The 16,414-nt window shown below is 51.5% G+C and carries 13 protein-coding genes; all 13 read left to right on the top strand.

Features of this window, described 5'->3' with window-relative positions; all coding sequences use genetic code 11:
• Positions 1 to 2 precede the first annotated feature (2 nt).
• Positions 3 to 2,375: an electron transport complex subunit RsxC gene (rsxC, locus tag B0D95_RS01130; RefSeq protein ID WP_078042165.1), complete on the top strand. Its 2,373-nt coding sequence runs from the start codon at positions 3 to 5 to the stop codon at positions 2,373 to 2,375.
• A 31-nt stretch (positions 2,376 to 2,406) separates the two neighbouring features.
• On the top strand, positions 2,407 to 3,483 hold the full coding sequence (rsxD, locus tag B0D95_RS01125; protein WP_078042164.1) for an electron transport complex subunit RsxD: 1,077 nt from the start codon (positions 2,407 to 2,409) through the stop codon (positions 3,481 to 3,483).
• Positions 3,483 to 4,154, top strand: a complete 672-nt coding sequence (gene rsxG, locus B0D95_RS01120; RefSeq protein ID WP_078042163.1) for an electron transport complex subunit RsxG — start codon at positions 3,483 to 3,485, stop codon at positions 4,152 to 4,154. The genes rsxD and rsxG overlap by 1 nt, the downstream gene beginning before the upstream one ends.
• Positions 4,147 to 4,866 (top strand): electron transport complex subunit E, encoded by a 720-nt coding sequence (locus B0D95_RS01115; protein ID WP_078042162.1) that lies wholly within the window; start codon positions 4,147 to 4,149, stop codon positions 4,864 to 4,866. Before rsxG ends, B0D95_RS01115 begins: the two co-directional genes overlap by 8 nt.
• A gap of 54 nt (positions 4,867 to 4,920) precedes the next feature.
• Complete coding sequence (locus tag B0D95_RS01110) at positions 4,921 to 5,751, top strand: mechanosensitive ion channel family protein (protein WP_078042161.1); 831 nt, start codon at positions 4,921 to 4,923, stop codon at positions 5,749 to 5,751.
• 187 nt (positions 5,752 to 5,938) lie between these two features.
• Positions 5,939 to 6,682, top strand: coding sequence for a peptidase (locus B0D95_RS01105; RefSeq protein ID WP_078042160.1), 744 nt, complete (start codon positions 5,939 to 5,941; stop codon positions 6,680 to 6,682).
• Between the two features lie 314 nt (positions 6,683 to 6,996).
• Positions 6,997 to 10,413, top strand: a complete 3,417-nt coding sequence (locus tag B0D95_RS01100; RefSeq protein ID WP_078042159.1) for a DUF2126 domain-containing protein — start codon at positions 6,997 to 6,999, stop codon at positions 10,411 to 10,413.
• A 55-nt stretch (positions 10,414 to 10,468) separates the two neighbouring features.
• Complete coding sequence (locus tag B0D95_RS01095) at positions 10,469 to 13,030, top strand: circularly permuted type 2 ATP-grasp protein (RefSeq protein ID WP_078045575.1); 2,562 nt, start codon at positions 10,469 to 10,471, stop codon at positions 13,028 to 13,030.
• 10 nt (positions 13,031 to 13,040) lie between these two features.
• Complete coding sequence (locus tag B0D95_RS01090) at positions 13,041 to 13,964, top strand: transglutaminase family protein (protein WP_078042158.1); 924 nt, start codon at positions 13,041 to 13,043, stop codon at positions 13,962 to 13,964.
• 534 nt (positions 13,965 to 14,498) lie between these two features.
• Positions 14,499 to 14,990: a DUF6438 domain-containing protein gene (locus B0D95_RS01080; protein ID WP_078042156.1), complete on the top strand. Its 492-nt coding sequence runs from the start codon at positions 14,499 to 14,501 to the stop codon at positions 14,988 to 14,990.
• Positions 14,991 to 15,161: 171 nt separating this feature from the next.
• Complete coding sequence (locus B0D95_RS01075) at positions 15,162 to 15,464, top strand: hypothetical protein (RefSeq protein ID WP_078042155.1); 303 nt, start codon at positions 15,162 to 15,164, stop codon at positions 15,462 to 15,464.
• 198 nt (positions 15,465 to 15,662) lie between these two features.
• On the top strand, positions 15,663 to 15,971 hold the full coding sequence (locus tag B0D95_RS01070; RefSeq protein WP_210403643.1) for a transposase: 309 nt from the start codon (positions 15,663 to 15,665) through the stop codon (positions 15,969 to 15,971).
• Positions 15,968 to 16,396: an IS3 family transposase gene (locus tag B0D95_RS20350; protein WP_149867842.1), complete on the top strand. Its 429-nt coding sequence runs from the start codon at positions 15,968 to 15,970 to the stop codon at positions 16,394 to 16,396. Before B0D95_RS01070 ends, B0D95_RS20350 begins: the two co-directional genes overlap by 4 nt.
• Positions 16,397 to 16,414 lie beyond the last annotated feature (18 nt).

Here is a 16,414-nt window from a genome sequence, read left to right as displayed (position 1 = left end):
AGATGACAAGCTTGATTAAAGTCTGGGAGCTACCGGGCGGCGTTCACCCGCCCCAGCACAAGAACCAATCCCTGCAGTTGCCGCTGGGCGACTTGCCGCTGCCGCCTGTATTGGTAATCCCGCTTAATCAACATATGGGCACTCCCGCGCAACCCGTGGTACAAGTGGGCGAGCGCGTATTGGCGGGCCAGTTGATTGGCGCGGCCGACGGCACCTTCAGTGCAAATACCCACGCTTCAACCTCGGGTACTGTGATAGCGATTGAATCCCGCGCCATTCCGCATCCTTCCGGTATGGCCAGTGAATCGGTAATTATTGAGCCGGATGGCAAACACGAGTGGGCGCCATTAACGCCCTGTGAGGACTATCTGGCATTGGATCGCCTGCAACTACTGGATAAAATCCGTGCCGCAGGCGTAGCAGGACTGGGGGGCGCCGGATTCCCCACAGCGGTCAAGCTCGCGCCCAAATCCACCCAGGTGATCGACACCCTCATACTCAACGGCGCCGAGTGCGAACCTTATATCACCGCCGATGACATGCTGATGCAAACCCAGGCGCAGGAACTGGTCGCCGGTACGCTCTTACTCAGCCACATACTGCACCACCCCAAAAACCTGTTAATCGGCATTGAGGACAACAAACCCAAAGCGATTGCAGCCGTAAAGGCGGCGGTAGCAGGCGCCAAGGCCCTGCAGGCCGAAGCGGAAAATATCCAGGTGGTGGTGATTCCCACCAAGTATCCCTCGGGCGGTGCCAAGCAACTTACCCAGATTCTGACCGGACGCGAAATTCCCAGCGGCCACCACTCCGCCGATATCGGGGTGATTTGTGTCAATGTGGCCACCGCCGTGGCCGCCTGGCGCGCCGTGCGTTTTGGCGAGCCCTTGATCTCCCGTATTACCACTGTGGTGGGCGAAGCCCTGACAACCCAACGCAATGTGAATCTGCTGCTGGGAACACCTATCGACTATGTGCTCGCGCAGCATGGCTTCGATCTGCAGCAGGCCTCACGCGTGGTCATGGGCGGCCCGATGATGGGCTTTACCCTGCTGGATTTAGCCGCACCGGTGATTAAAACCACCAACTGCATCCTGGCACCCAGCACCCGGGAATTACCCGAACCGCAACCAGCGCAAGCCTGTATTCGCTGCGGCATGTGCGCCGAAGTCTGTCCGGCCAGCCTCTTGCCACAACAGTTGTTCTGGTATGCGCAGGCGGAAGATTTTGATCGCCTGGAATCCCACAACCTGTTCGATTGCATCGAGTGCGGCGCCTGCTCTTATGTCTGCCCCAGTACCATCCCGCTGGTGCAGTACTATCGCGCCGCCAAAGGCAGCATCCGCCTGCATGAAATCGAGAAGGAAAAATCTGACCGCTCGCGCCAGCGTTTTGAATTCCGCCAACAGCGCATCGCCAAAGAAGAGGCCGAAAAAGAGGCCAAACGTGTAGCGCGCCAAAAAGCCGCCGAAGAAGCCAAGAAAAAACTGGCGGAAAAAGCCGCAGAAGCCGCAGCCAACCCCGCAGCGGCTACCGATGTGATCACCGCCGCGGTGGTGAAAGCCGCAACGACCCAAGTGTCGAGCGATGATCAAAAAGCCAAGTTGGAGCGTTTGCTCGCCGCGGCCAAAAATGGCCTGGAGTTCGCCCAAAAACCACTGGTGCCCAACAACACCAACCCGGTAATTACCGACGAGCAGCTTGAAAAACAAAAAGCGCGCATTAAGCAAGCTGAATTGAAAGTGGCCGAGGCCGAGAAAAAACTGGCCGAGTTTATGGCGACGGCGAGTACCACCGCGCCCGCTGCAAGCGACGCTACACCCGCCGCCGCGCCAGCGGTAGATCCTAATGATCCGGTAGCGGCAGCGATTGCCCGTGCACAGGCCAAACTGACAATGTCCCCGGCGGATAAGGCCAAGGCCAATTTGGAATCGCTGCGCAGTCGCCTTGCCAAAGCGGAAGAGAAAGCCGCTGCCGCCAAAGCCGAAGGCAGCGCCAATGCCGATGCACTGCAGCAAGGCGCCGAAAAATTGCAGCAAAAAATCACCGAGGCGCTGGCCGAGCTGGCAGTCTTGGGGATTACTGATGTGCCAGCCGCTGAACCGGCTGCAACGGCTGAAGCTGTCACCGCAGCACCCGTAACCGCCGAACAAAACGCTGCGCAAGCCGCTATTGAAAAAGCCAAGGCCAAAGCAGCGGCCATGGCCAGCATGAGCGATGAAGAAAAGCGTGCCGAGCAGATCCAATCCCTGCAAACCCGTTTACAAAAAGCACGCGAGCGGCTGGCCAAAGCCGAGGCAGAAAACGACGCAAATATCGAAGCCTTCCGCGCGGGTGTGACCAAGTTGGAAGAGAAGCTGCAAGAGCTGGCCTAAGCGCCGCACCGATTCTTAATGAGATAAACGAATGGCGTTATTAAATATCACCTCCCCCCATACCCACGGGGCCAATCGCACCGGGCGCGTTATGCGCTTGGTGGTCTATGCCACTTTTCCCGGTATCGCTGCCCTCACGCATTTTTTTGGCATAGGCGTGTTGATTAATGTGCTGCTGGCAAGTGTGAGCTGTATCGCCTTTGAAGCGCTGGTGATGAAACTGCGCGAACGTCCGGTCATGTTTTACCTGCGCGATTGCAGCGCACTGGTGACGGGTGTGCTGATCGGTGTATCCCTGCCGCCCTATTGCCCCTGGTGGTTGGTTATCAGCGCCAGTTTCGTGGCCATAGTGTTGGCCAAACAGTTGTACGGTGGCATGGGTTTTAATCCCTTCAACCCGGCGATGGTGGCTTATGTACTGCTGCTGATTTCCTTTCCAGTGCAGATGACCCAATGGGCCACACCACTGCCAATGCTGGCCGATGGCCAAACGGTGCCCAGTCTGGTGGCCGCGCTCGATAAGATCTTTTTTGGCACACCAATCGATGGCTACAGCTCGGCTACAGTACTCGACATCATGAAACAAAATTCAGGCCTGACGCTGGATGACCTTTACCAACAACAGCCGGTGTTTACCGAAGGCCGCTGGGCGGGTGCGGGCTGGGAGTGGGTGAATATCGCCTTTTTGATCGGCGGCTTGTATCTGCTCTACAAAAAGGTTTTTACCTGGCATGCACCGGTTGCCATGCTGCTGGCGCTAGCGCTGATGGCCGCCTTGTTTTACGACTCAGGCAGCTCCAATTCCGGCGGCTCGCCGATTTTTCACCTGCTGTCTGGCGCCACCATGCTGGGCGCATTTTTTATTGTGACTGATCCCGTCAGCTCCGCGGTGAGCACCCGTGGTCGCCTGGTGTACGGCGCGCTGATCGGGGTAGTGATTTACGTTATTCGCACCTGGGGCACCAGCTATCCGGACGGTGTCGGCTTTGCCGTGTTACTGCTGAATTTCGCCGCCCCGTTTATTGATTACTACACCACGCCGCGCACCTACGGCCACAAAAAACCACGCCGTGCGACCGACGCCAGCAAACAGGATGGAGGTCACTAATGCTCGGCCAATCCATAAGCAAAAACAGCCTGTTACTCGCCGCCTTTGCACTGGCGACAGCCGGTACATTGGCGCTCACCAATCTCGGTACCAAAGACCGTATCGCCGCCGCTGAGCGCGCGGCGCAACAGCGTGCACTGTTTGAAATTATCCCGCTGCCAAGCCACGACAACGATTTGCTCAACGATGTCACTCCCGTTCCGCAGAGCGCGCAGGCATTACTGAACCTGGGTAGCGAAGCCAATATTTATCGCGCACGTCGCAACGGGGAAATTACCGCGCTGATTATTCCCGCCAGGGCACCAGATGGTTACTCAGGCGATATCGATATGATCGTCGGTGTCAATCGCGATGGCAGTGTCGCCGGTGTGCGCATCATCAGACACAAAGAAACTCCCGGTTTAGGCGATAAAATCGACCTGAAAAAACACCAGTGGATTCTCAGCTTCAATGGCAAAAGTTTGCAGGTGCCCGTGATTGAAGACTGGAAAGTGCAAAAAGACGGCGGCACTTTCGATCAATTTGCTGGCGCCACTATTACCCCTCGCGCCGTGGTCGGCCAAGTCAAACGCGTACTCGAATTTGTAGCAGCTAACCAGCAGACGCTGTTTGATGACCAGCACGCCACTCTTACCGAACAACCGTCAGACGCAGGTGCACACCATGAGTAATGCGGTGAACTACAAAGAAATTACCCAAAAAGGCCTGTGGAGCAACAACGCAGCACTGGTGCAATTACTCGGGCTGTGTCCCTTGCTGGCAGTCAGTTCCACCGTGGTCAATGCCTTGGGATTAGGGCTGGCAACACTGATTGTTCTTATTATTTCCAACGTGGTGGTGTCACTCATTCGCCATCAAGTCAGCGATGCTGTGCGACTGCCCGCCTTTGTGATGATTATTGCCTCGGCAGTGACCTGTACCGAATTATTGATGAAAGCCTTCACTTACGAACTCTATTTAATTCTCGGTATTTTTATTCCGCTCATAGTCACCAACTGCGCTGTACTGGGCCGCGCCGATGCCTTTGCCAGCAAGAATAAACTCCTGCCCTCCGCCGTTGACGGCTTTATGATGGGCATGGGCTTTATGCTGGTACTTGTATGTGTCGGGGGGGTGCGTGAATTGCTCGGCACCGGTCATTTATTTGCCGATATGCAATTACTGTTTGGTGAATCGGCACGCAACTGGCAACTCAATGTTTTTGGCAGTAACTTTCCCAATGTGATTTTTGCATTACTGCCACCGGGTGCATTTATCGTGGTGGGCTTTTTGATCGCTGCCAAAAACACCATAGATGCCCAATTGAAAAAACGTGCCGATGCGCGCAAAGCCCAGGTCACCAAGGGCAGCAAACGCGTGCGCACCACCGGCAGTGTCGCCTGATTTAATTACCTTGGTTATTTATCCCGAATAGAGTTTCCTGCAAGGAGATGTTTGATGTTAAAAAATATTGATGAAGCTCAACTGATTACGTTTTACGATAAATTTGTCGCTCCCTGGAGCATCAAAATTATCGCGGCCTTGCTGATTTTTTTCATCGGCCATCTGGTCGCCAAAATGATCGCGCGGCTAATCGGGAAAGTGCTGGGTCGCACCAAGCTGGATGTCATTCTGGTTGAGTTTATCCAGTCGCTGGTCAATGCCCTGCTGCTGGTATTTGTAGTGGTTGCGGCGCTGGATCAATTGGGGGTAAACACCAACTCGGTCATTGCGGTATTGGGTGCAGCCGGTTTAGCCATTGGCCTCGCCTTGCAGGGATCACTACAAAACTTTGCTGCCGGTTTTATGTTGCTGATTTTCCGTCCCTTCAAAGGCGGTGACTTTGTGGAGGCCGCGGGCACAGCTGGGGTGATTGATAAAATTGGTATCTTCTCCACCACCATGCACACCGGCGACAACAAGCAAGTCATCATCCCCAACGGCACTATTTACAGCAGCAATATCATCAACTACTCCGCGCGCGGTACACGCCGTATCGACATGGTTTTCAGCATCGGCTACAGCGATGACATTCGCTTGGCGCGCGATGTGATTGCCAAGGTGATAAGCGCCGACGCGCGCGTCCTGCCCGAGCCGGAGCCCCTCATTGCTGTGGGCGAACTGGGCGCCAGCAGCGTGAACTTCTATGTACGCCCTTGGGTAAAAAGCGATGATTTTTGGCCCGTGCGATTCGACCTGACCGAAAAAATCAAGCTGGCCTTTGATGAAAACGGCATCAGCATCCCCTTCCCGCAAATGGATATTCACTGGAACAAACCCGGCGAATAACCCAAACGCCTTAATTTGGCGGTAAAACCCTCTGGTTTTATCGCCAAAACTCCACACAAGCCCCACGCTTAACGCCCGCCTTTGGTGCACAGACCACTGTTCAATTTAATGCGCCAAATTAGCCTTGACGCTCATCGCCCCTGCTCTTAACCTAAGCGCCCTTTTTTTCTTGAGCCCGGTTGCTGTTATGACCTACTGCGTTGCGATCAAAGTCGATGCGGGTCTGATTTTTTGTTCAGATTCACGTACCAATGCGGGTGTTGATCAGGTCAGCACCTACAGCAAAATGTACCATTTTGGTATCGAAGGCGACCGCCAGTTGGTGATTAACTCCGCCGGCAACCTCGCTACGACCCAATCTGTGATCGCGAAAATCCGCAAGGACATCAAAGACGGTGCCGATGTAAGCCTCGCCACAGTGGAAAACATCCACGACGCCGCCGACTATGTAGGCGAAATCAGTGTGGCAATCCAGGAAAAACATGCCCACAACAACAGCAATGTCAGCTTTGAAGCAAGCTTTTTGCTGGGTGGCCAAATCGGCACAGAAACACCTGCCGTTATGTTGATTTACCCCCAAGGCAACCATATCACCACCTCGGATCAAACCCCTTATTTACAGATTGGCGAGAGCAAATACGGCAAACCGATTCTGGATCGCATACTCAAACCGGAAACCGGTCTGGATACCGCCGCACTCTGCGCGCTGGTCTCCATGGATTCAACCATGCGCTCCAACCTCACCGTTGGCCCACCCATTGAGTTGATGACCTACGCCACCAATAGCGGCTTGATGCAACACAGCGTATTTGAGGCAGACAACCAATACCTGCGCGAACTGACCCGCTCCTGGGACCGACTGATTGTGGAGGCCTTTTTGCAGTTGCCACCGGTAGGCTATATCCCCACACCGGAGCCAGTCGGCCAGTAAACCGCACCGCCATCCCCTGACAACAAAAGACCGGCCAGTGATCACACTGCCGGTCTTTTTTTATGCCGCGCTTATGGTGCGGATATTGCCTAATGTGTTCTAGCAGGCGCTATAGTTCTATCTAGCGCCTATCACCGCACAGCTCCACAGAGATGCCATTAAGTGGCACAAAGGCTAAACAGCGGTAGATAAAAGCTGGTAGTACAAGGGTAATCGTTAGCGGGCATGATCTCTGGTTGCCCATTTCCATGGCTGATGCACGCTCGCGTGCACCATCATGACTCATAAGATTTGTATGCAGGAAGGAAGACTCTATGGCTATTCGCGTTGCCATCCACCACAAAACTGAATACCAGTTTGACCGCTTGACCACATTGTTCCCCCACGTCCTGCGTTTACGCCCGGCACCGCACAGCCGCACCAAAATCCACAGTTATTCGCTCAAGGTGACGCCAGAAGACCATTTCCTCAATTGGCAGCAAGATCCCTTTGGTAACTTTCAAGCGCGGTTGGTGTTCCCCGAACAAACCAAAAAATTAACCATTGAAGTCGAGGTCATTGCCGATATGACCTCCATCAACCCTTTTGATTTTTTTGTCGAAGACTACGCACAAGAAATTCCATTCGACTACGACGAACAACTCAAGCGCGAGTTAATTCCCTATTTGGAAGTAACAGAAACAGGGCCATTGCTGAGCGCGCGCGTCGCGGCGATTAAAACGGAAATAGCGCAGCGCGAAAAACAAGATAAACCCTGGCATGTGAACGATTTTCTGGTGCAGATAAACCAACAACTGCAACAGGATATTGGCTACGGTGTGCGCTTGGAGCCAGGCATCCAAAGCTGTGAGGAAACCCTGACACTGGCCAAAGGCTCCTGCCGCGACAGTGCCTGGTTACTGGTACAAATTTTTCGTCACCTGGGTTATGCCGCGCGTTTTGCCTCGGGTTATTTAGTGCAACTGACAGCAGACGTGAAAGCGCTGGATGGCCCCAGCGGCCCGGAAAATGACTTCACCGATTTACACGCCTGGACCGAAGTATTTATTCCGGGCGCCGGTTGGATTGGGCTTGACCCCACCTCCGGCTTGCTGGCAACGGAAGGCCATATCCCACTGGCCTGTACACCCGACCCGATTTCCGCAGCGCCCATCACTGGCGCGACCAGCAAATGCGAAGTGGAATTTGCCTACAGCAATGAAGTCTTCCGCATCCTTGAAGACCCGCGAGTCACCAAACCCTATACCGAAGAGCAATGGCAAACCATTAATGCGCTTGGTGCCTCCGTTGATAAAGAACTGCTTGAGCAGGATGTACGTTTAACCACCGGCGGTGAGCCTACATTTGTGTCCATCGACGATATGGAATCCGAGCAGTGGAATACCGGCGCGCTGGGTGCGGATAAATTGCGCCTCGCCAAAGATTTACTATTGCGCATGCGCAACACCTTTGCGCCTAATGGCCTGCTGCACTACGGGCAAGGCAAATGGTATCCGGGTGAGGAAGTACCGCGCTGGGCGCTAGGTTGTTTTTGGCGCACCGATGGTGAAGCCTTGTGGAGTAACCCGGATTTACTCGCACGCGCCGATAAAAGTTACGGCCTCACGCACTTGGATGCAAAAAAATTCGCGCAGACACTCTGTGAAAAAATTCGAGTGAATAGCGAGCATTTAATTCCCGCCTATGAAGATGTGCTCTATTACCTCTGGGCAGAGCAACAATTGCCCGCCAATATAGATCCCTTAAAAGCCGATTTAAAAGATGACCTGGAACGTCGGCGCATCGCCAAATTATTAACGCGCGGGTTAAATACTGAAAGTGGCTATGTGCTGCCCATTGAATGGAATTATGTCAATCAACGCTGGTTAACCGGCCGCTGGAAATTACGCAATGACAATTTGTTTTTAATTCCCGGCGATTCGCCACTTGGACTGCGCCTGCCATTAAATTCACTGGAATTTCCGCAACACGATTACGAGCGCTACCAACCGGAAAGCGACCCCTTGCGCTCGCGTGCACCTTTGGCACCCAGCGGACAACAATTTGCCAATTTGGCTGCGCAAAAAATTACCGCGCAACCTATTGGCAGCAACAACAATATTGAAAAGCACAGTGAAAAAAATCCAACGCACAAAACCAAACCTAACTACATAGAAGCAGGTTATGTCATTCGCACCGCTATGTGTTTTGAAGCGCGCGATGGCCGTTTGCATTTATTTTTGCCGCCGCTCACCTACCTCGAACACTATGTGGCGTTGATAGAAGCAATTGAAGATACCGCTGCAACACTCAATATGCCGGTGGTACTGGAAGGTTATGAGCCGCCCAAAGATTATCGCTTGAAGAAATTTTTAATTACGCCGGACCCAGGTGTGATTGAAGTGAATATTCACCCGGTAGAAACCTGGGCCGATTTAGTCAACAACACCGAAGCGCTCTATGAAGATGCACGGCAATGCCGTTTGGGCACCGAGAAATTTATGCTCGATGGCCGCCACTCCGGCACCGGCGGCGGCAACCACGTCACCTTCGGTGGATCAACACCGGCTAATAGCCCCTTTTTGCGCCGCCCGGATTTGCTGCGCAGCCTGGTAACTTTTTGGCAACATCACCCAGGGCTTTCCTATTTATTTTCCGGTTTATTTATCGGGCCGACCAGTCAATCGCCGCGGGTAGATGAAGGCCGAGCGGAAATGCTCTACGAATTGGAAATCGCCTTCCAACAAATGCCTGATGGCATTGTAGAGCAACCCTGGTTAGTGGATCGCCTGATGCGCAATTTATTAATTGACATTACCGGCAATACCCATCGCGCCGAATTTTGTATCGACAAACTTTATTCACCGGGTTCTGCCAGCGGTCGCCAAGGCATTTTGGAATTTCGCGGTTTTGAAATGCCGCCCCATGCACGAATGTCGCTAGTACAAGTATTGCTACTGCGCTGCCTGATCAGCCGTTTCTGGAAAGAGCCCTACAAAAAACCGCTGGTGCGCTGGGGCACGGCGCTGCACGATAAATTTATGTTGCCGCATTATGTGTGGGAAGACCTGCGTGATGTAGTGAACGATTTGAATGAACACGGATATCCCTTCCAACTGGAATGGCTCGCGCCTTTTGAAGAATTCCGCTTCCCGCACTATGGCCGCGTGCAGTTGGATGATATTCAAATTGAATTGCGCTGGGCGATTGAACCCTGGCATGTGCTGGGTGAAGAAGTGAGCAGCTTTGGTACCTCGCGCTATGTGGATTCATCACTGGAGCGCCTGCAAGTAAAAGTGAATGGCCTGACACCGGGCCGCTACGTGCTCGCCTGTAATGGTCGTCGCGTATGTTTGAACCCCACCGGTAAACATGGTGAATTTGTCGGCGGTGTGCGCTATCGCGCCTGGCAGCCACCATCGGCGCTGCACCCCACCATTGGTATTCATGCCCCACTGGTGTTCGACTTGATCGACACCTGGAACGGTAAAAGCATTGGCGGCTGCACCTATCACGTCAGTCACCCCGGTGGTCGCAGTTATGAGCGTTTTCCGGTCAATGCCAACGAAGCCGAATCCCGTCGGGGCAATCGCTTTTTTGATATCAACTACACACCCGGTGCATTACCTATCACACCGGCGGGGAAAATCCTGCGTGAATTTTTTGAACACAAACATCCACCCAGACCTATGGCACCACCGCCAGCGGAACCGGCGGATGAATATCCACACACACTGGATTTGCGCAAGTAAAGCGAGGTGAATAGGGTTACAATCGAGGCCATATTCATAACAACAACTGATGATCATGAACCTCTCTTCCGCGCTTATGGACAATCAGGCCAATACAATGAGCAGTAATACGGCATTTACTTATCCATCCCCGCAAGCGGGGGTGGATGAAGCCTATGATACCGAGGGCGGCATTCGCCCCCATTGGCGCTACCTGCTGCACAGTTTGCAAACCCTCGGGCACGACGCCATTGAAGAACGGCAGAAAAAAGCGCGTCGCATCCTGCGCGATGACGGCGCCACCTACAAAATTTACGATGAACCCGATGCAAACCAAAGCTGGCAGCTCAACCCTATCCCGCTGTTAATTCACAGCGACGAATGGAGCAGCATAGAAACCGCACTGGTTGAACGTGCCGAATTATTTAATTTATTGCTGCAAGATATTTACGGCGAACGCAACCTGATACGGCGCGGCGTAATTCCGCCGGAATTATTATTTTCCCACCAAGGTTTTTTACGCCCCTGCCAACATATAAAACTGCCCGGCGCCCAACAATTAATTGTGCACGGTGCCGATCTGGTGCGCGCGCAGGACGGTCAAATGCGCGTGATGGCTGACCGCACCCAGGCGCCCTCCGGCGCCGGTTATGCGCTGGAAAATCGCACAGTCATGAACCGCGTATTCCCCAGTTTATTTCGCGATAGCCATGTGCACCGCCTGTCATTATTTTTTTCCCGCTTGCGCCAACGCCTGCAGGATTTAAACCCCAATGGTGGCGTTGCGCGGATTGTAGTACTCACGCCCGGTATTTATAACGAAGCCTATTTTGAGCACGCCTACCTCGCCAACTATTTGGGTTTCCAATTAGTCCAAGGCGGTGATTTAAGTGTGCGCAACAGTTACGTGTGGATGAAAGCACTCGACGGTTTAAAACGGGTCGATGTAATTTTGCGCCGCGTGGATGATGTCTATTGCGACCCAGTTGAATTAAAAGGCGATTCCCGTCTGGGCGTACCGGGCCTGCTGGAAGTTGCGCGACTCGGGCATGTTGCTATCGCCAATCCACTCGGCTCCAGCGTATTGGAAAACCCGGCGCTGTTGCGTTATTTACCCGCCGTTGCACAAGCACTGCTCGGGCGCGATTTACAAATGCCTTCGGTGAAAACCTGGTGGTGTGGTAATAGCGATGATCTGGAATATGTGTGCAGCAATTTAAAAAGTTTGCTGATTAAACCTACCTATCGTCGCCCCGGTTTGTATGAAGTCTACGGCGCGGATCTGGACGATAAAAAATTACAAGCCTGGCAAAATCGTATTCGCAAAAACCCGCTGCAATTTGCAGCACAAGAATATGTAGCAGGCGCGCAAACGCCCACCTGGCATCAGGGGCAAATACAACCACGTGCATCGGTACTGCGTACCTTCGCGGTTGCCAGTGAAAGTTCTTACGCGGTAATGCCCGGCGGCCTTACGCGCGTAAACTTGGACCCGGATAAAAAAATTATTTCCAACCAGCGCGGCTCTGTGTCCAAAGACACCTGGGTGCTCGCCTCGGAACCGGAAAAACAAATTAGCCTGCGCACCCTGGACATGCAATCATCCACCGAAGGTAGCAGTGCACTGCCCAGCCGCGTGGTAGAAAATTTATTTTGGATGGGCCGCTACGCCGAGCGCGCAGAATCTGCCATGCGCTTATTGCGCACGGTATTTATTCAATTAAATAAAACCGAAAAATTGCCCGATGCCGTATGTCGCACATTGCTAAGTGCCGTCACCCACGTCACTGCCACCTACCCCGGCTTTACCAGTTTGCAACCGGAGCTGTTCAAGAACCCTGAACCGGAAATGATTGCAATCATTCTGGATAGCCGCCGCCTCGGCAGTGTCGCCAATAATTTAACGGCGATGATTGAAGCCGCCGAACAAGTCAAAGAGCAGCTCTCCAGCGATACCCAACGCGTGATTAACGATATTGGCGATGAACTGGAGCAATTAAAATTAGCCTTGGAACCCAGCTCGCTTTCCGCACCGGAAGAAGCCCTCGCCCCACTCATTACCACCCTGCTTGCCTTCGCCGGATTAATTCACGAAAGCATGACTCGCGGTAATGGTTGGCACTTTATGGAAATGGGTCGCCGCCTGGAACGCGCACTGCAAATTATTAATACCTTGCGTTCACTTCTGGCAACGGAATTTGGCGAGATAGAACAAGAAACACTGATCGAATCCAGCTTGTTGTGTAGCGAAGCGCTGATTCCCTATCGCCGTCGCTATCAAAATGGCATTCATTTGGAACAAGCACTGGAAATGTTAATGCTGAATCGCAAAAATCCGCGCTCACTTATTTACCAACTCAACGAATTGGAACACCATTTTTCCGACTTGCCCGATGACCGCGAAATACTCAGCAGTGAACATAAATTATTGTTGGAAGCGACTACCGCATTAAAGCTAAGTGACATAAACACGCTGGTAAAAACACATAATGGTATTCGCACGGAACTGGATCAACTCTTATCGCGCTTGCAGTATTTAATGACGCAAGTGGCCAAGGCCATAGGTCAGCGCTACTTTGATCACACCGAAGGGCCACAACTCCTGGTAAAAAATGCCGAGTGGCAAGAGCAGCTCTAGGAAGACCAACATGAAATATCGCATTCGCCATACCACTCGCTATCAATACGCACTGCCAGTCAGCCACTGCTACAACCTTGCCTACGTATTGCCGCGCACTACTGATCGCCAGCGTGTAGACACTATCGATATCAAACTCTCACCACCGGCAACCACCAGTACCAATCGCAGTGATTATTTTGGTAATCAGTTTTTACAATTCTCGATTGAAAAAGCGCACAGCGAATTGGATGTAAGCATCACCAGTGAAATCACTATCAAAGACAGCAGCACCAGCATCAACCTGGATTTTGGCAACCCCTGCAGCTACGTAAAATATTTACTGCAACACAGCAAGGATTGGGACACGCTCTGCGCGCGCGAATTTATGCTCGACTCCCCCATGGTGCAACAGCATCAGGATCTTGCCGATTATGCCGCCGCCTCATTCAGCGACGACCGTCCATTTTTATCAGCGGTGATGGATTTAACCCAACGCATATTTACCGATTTCGCCTACGACCCGGAATTTTCCGATGTCGCCACACCACTGGCCGATGTGCTCAAACACAAACGCGGCGTCTGCCAGGACTTCGCCCACCTCGCCATCGGCTGCCTGCGCTCACTCGGCTACCCCGCGCGTTACGTCAGCGGCTATTTGGAAACCCTACCCGCACCCGGCCAGGAAAAATTAATCGGCGCCGACGCCACCCACGCCTGGTTCGCCGTCTACTCCCCCGGCGAAGGCTGGTACGAATTTGACCCCACCAACAACAAAGTCACCGGCGAACAACACATCACCACTGCCTGGGGCCGCGACTATTCCGATGTCACCCCACTCAAAGGCGTCATCTTCGGCGGCGGCATTTCACCGCAATTATTTGTCTCGGTAGATGTAAGAAGAATCGAAGAAGATTTTTTTCAAACCCAAAGCCAAAGCCAAAGCCAAGGCTAAATACCCGCCTCACTAGTGACACCTACAGTTACCACATTCTGATTTTTTGGTAACTGTAGGCTCCAGCCAGATAAAAACCCACGAACTCCCCCTTGGTTATATTATGTAATTGACCTTTTCCTCCGAGCCTATTACCTTTCAGAAAACCCCATTTCACATAAATGACACAATAAAAGTAGGTTGCTGGTGAGTTTACGAACCGCAACAGATTGAAGGTCGGCAGTGTGCCCAAAGCACTTTTCATGAAGAATAATATCTGTGTAGGGCGCGCTTCGCGAAGCAAGCCACCGAAGGTCGGTAGTGTGCCCAAGGCGGACAGTAAGCCAAATGAGCGCAGTAACTAATTGAGATTGTTTGTACTGTATAACTCCATAATTAATTCGGAGTGACAATTAACCCTTTGATTTAGCACGGACTAAATCGAATGAAGGTTCATCTTCTTTTGGAGTTATACAGCACCACACCAAATTAGTTGGAATAACGTTCTACGGGTTATATAGTTGGTGCAATTTAATAAACTGTTAGGGAGTAAAAATGAACTACGGAAATAAACTATTATTTGTTTTGTTGGCCCTTCTTATTGTGTCTTGCAGCACAATTACCCCATCAATTGATAGCGAAACCTTAGTTAGAATGAAAACTGGTGCTTGTTATGGGGAGTGTCCTATATACACTGTGGTTGTTAAGAAGAATGGTGAATTAAATTATGAAGGGCTAAAGTATGTTTCTGTCAAAGGATCAAAATCGGCCATTTTATCTAAAGAGTCTGTTGCCTCAATTGAAGAAAAGCTAACAAACATTAAATTTCTGAAAATGCAATCGAAACTGCACTCCGGTAATTGGGGTTGTTTTTATTCTGCTACTGATCACAGCTATATTCTAATAGAGGCATCTATAAAAAATAAAAGGAAGGCTGTGTCAACCTATACCGGCTGTCAATCTGAACAGGTCGATAAAGTTATTGAATTAGCGAATTATATTGAACAAGTTACTGAAATATCTAAATGGGTAAAACAAAATCCCTAACAAAGTGCTCCAACTCGCGCACTTCGTGCGCTGGACAGTTTGTAAGTCGCGGCTTTGTGGTTTTGCTGCGCAAAAGTATTCCACAAAACCACAACTTACAAACTGCCGTTGAGCACGGCGTTATGGCTCCGCAAGAATAAAGATCACTAAATCATCGCATAAGGAATAAACATGAATAACAAACAAGAAAAGGGCAATCTCATAGCAATCACGCTGGTCGGAATTCCCTTTGTTTGCATCGCTATCACTTGGCTTTTATCAGCCTTTCCAATGCTAAGACGGCGAGGCGGTGGCTCAACAACGGATATTTCGATTGAGGTATATTTAATTGTTTTTGTACTTGGTGCTTTGGTTTCTCTTTATGGGTGGCACTACTTAGTTAAAAATTTTAAATGCAGTGACTGCGGCGGGTTATTCTATGGTGGTGCGTATTCACAAATAAGAAATAAATCGTGTGTTTGCTGCAAAAAATAGCCATAACAAAGCGTAGCAACTCGCGCACTTCGTGCGCTGGACAGTTTGTAAGTCGCAGTTTTGTGGTTTTGCTGCGCAAAAGTAACCCACAAAACTACGACTTACAAACTGCCGTTGTACGCGGCGTTAGGCTGCCGAGTTACCCACCAATTGTAGACACCCTGTATAGTTAGAAAACCCTATATGGAGGTGCTCACTATGGCACGTAAAAAAACACAAGCTTATACCGAAGAGTTTCGCCGCGAAGCCGTTAAACGCGCAGAGCAGGAGGGCAATACCACTGCTTCAGTAGCGCGGGATCTCGGTATTAGTGCACAGCAAATTTACAACTGGCGCCGTCAGTTTACCCGTCTTTCTGAAAAGCAATTCAATTCGGTGGCGGGGGTCGATTATTCAAAAAATGAAAGTGATGAGCTGCGTCAGTTAAAGCGAAGAAATGCAGAGCTTGAAAAAGAGTTGGCCTTCTTAAAAAAGGCAGCTGCGTACTTTGCGAACCAGCACGAGTGAAGTACGCATTAATTCGTGAGCATCTGGAGGCATTTTCGGTAACGCTAATGTGCCGTGTATTGTCCGTTTCTCGCAGTGGCTTTTATCGCTGGGCTGTTCGGGAAAAGAGCCAGCGGCAGCAGAAGCGGGAGTGCCGCGAGCGTCAGATTATGGACACCTATGCGACTTACAAAGCCCGCTATGGTGCGCCGCGCATCGCCAAAGAGTTGCAGGCCATAGGTTATCCTTGTTCAGTGAACTTTGTTGCCAATGTGCTGAAACTACAGGGTTTAAAGGCCCACAACGGTAAGGCGTTTAATTATGGAAGCCATGCCTTGACGATGCACAACGTGTCAGAGAATCTACTCTGGCGTCGCTTTGGCGCGAACAAACCTAATGAGAAGTGGACAACGGATATTACGTATATCTGGGTTGAAAAGCAGTGACTCTATTTGGCGACGGTA

It is taken from the genome of Cellvibrio sp. PSBB023, from assembly GCF_002007605.1.
Classification (GTDB): Bacteria; Pseudomonadota; Gammaproteobacteria; order Pseudomonadales; family Cellvibrionaceae; genus Cellvibrio.
The sequence above is the reverse complement of the archived record's forward strand: the minus strand, read 5'-3'. Positions and strand labels throughout refer to the sequence as shown.

Coding starts and splice junctions, on each gene's coding strand:
- B0D95_RS01095 (WP_078045575.1), top strand. CDS start 10,469: ATGAACCTCTCTTCCGCGCTTATGGACAATCAGGCCAATACAATGAGC.
- rsxG (WP_078042163.1), top strand. CDS start 3,483: ATGCTCGGCCAATCCATAAGCAAAAACAGCCTGTTACTCGCCGCCTTT.
- B0D95_RS01080 (WP_078042156.1), top strand. CDS start 14,499: ATGAACTACGGAAATAAACTATTATTTGTTTTGTTGGCCCTTCTTATT.
- rsxD (WP_078042164.1), top strand. CDS start 2,407: ATGGCGTTATTAAATATCACCTCCCCCCATACCCACGGGGCCAATCGC.
- rsxC (WP_078042165.1), top strand. CDS start 3: ATGACAAGCTTGATTAAAGTCTGGGAGCTACCGGGCGGCGTTCACCCG.
- B0D95_RS01075 (WP_078042155.1), top strand. CDS start 15,162: ATGAATAACAAACAAGAAAAGGGCAATCTCATAGCAATCACGCTGGTC.
- B0D95_RS01070 (WP_210403643.1), top strand. CDS start 15,663: ATGGCACGTAAAAAAACACAAGCTTATACCGAAGAGTTTCGCCGCGAA.
- B0D95_RS01100 (WP_078042159.1), top strand. CDS start 6,997: ATGGCTATTCGCGTTGCCATCCACCACAAAACTGAATACCAGTTTGAC.
- B0D95_RS01105 (WP_078042160.1), top strand. CDS start 5,939: ATGACCTACTGCGTTGCGATCAAAGTCGATGCGGGTCTGATTTTTTGT.
- B0D95_RS01090 (WP_078042158.1), top strand. CDS start 13,041: ATGAAATATCGCATTCGCCATACCACTCGCTATCAATACGCACTGCCA.
- B0D95_RS01110 (WP_078042161.1), top strand. CDS start 4,921: ATGTTAAAAAATATTGATGAAGCTCAACTGATTACGTTTTACGATAAA.
- B0D95_RS01115 (WP_078042162.1), top strand. CDS start 4,147: ATGAGTAATGCGGTGAACTACAAAGAAATTACCCAAAAAGGCCTGTGG.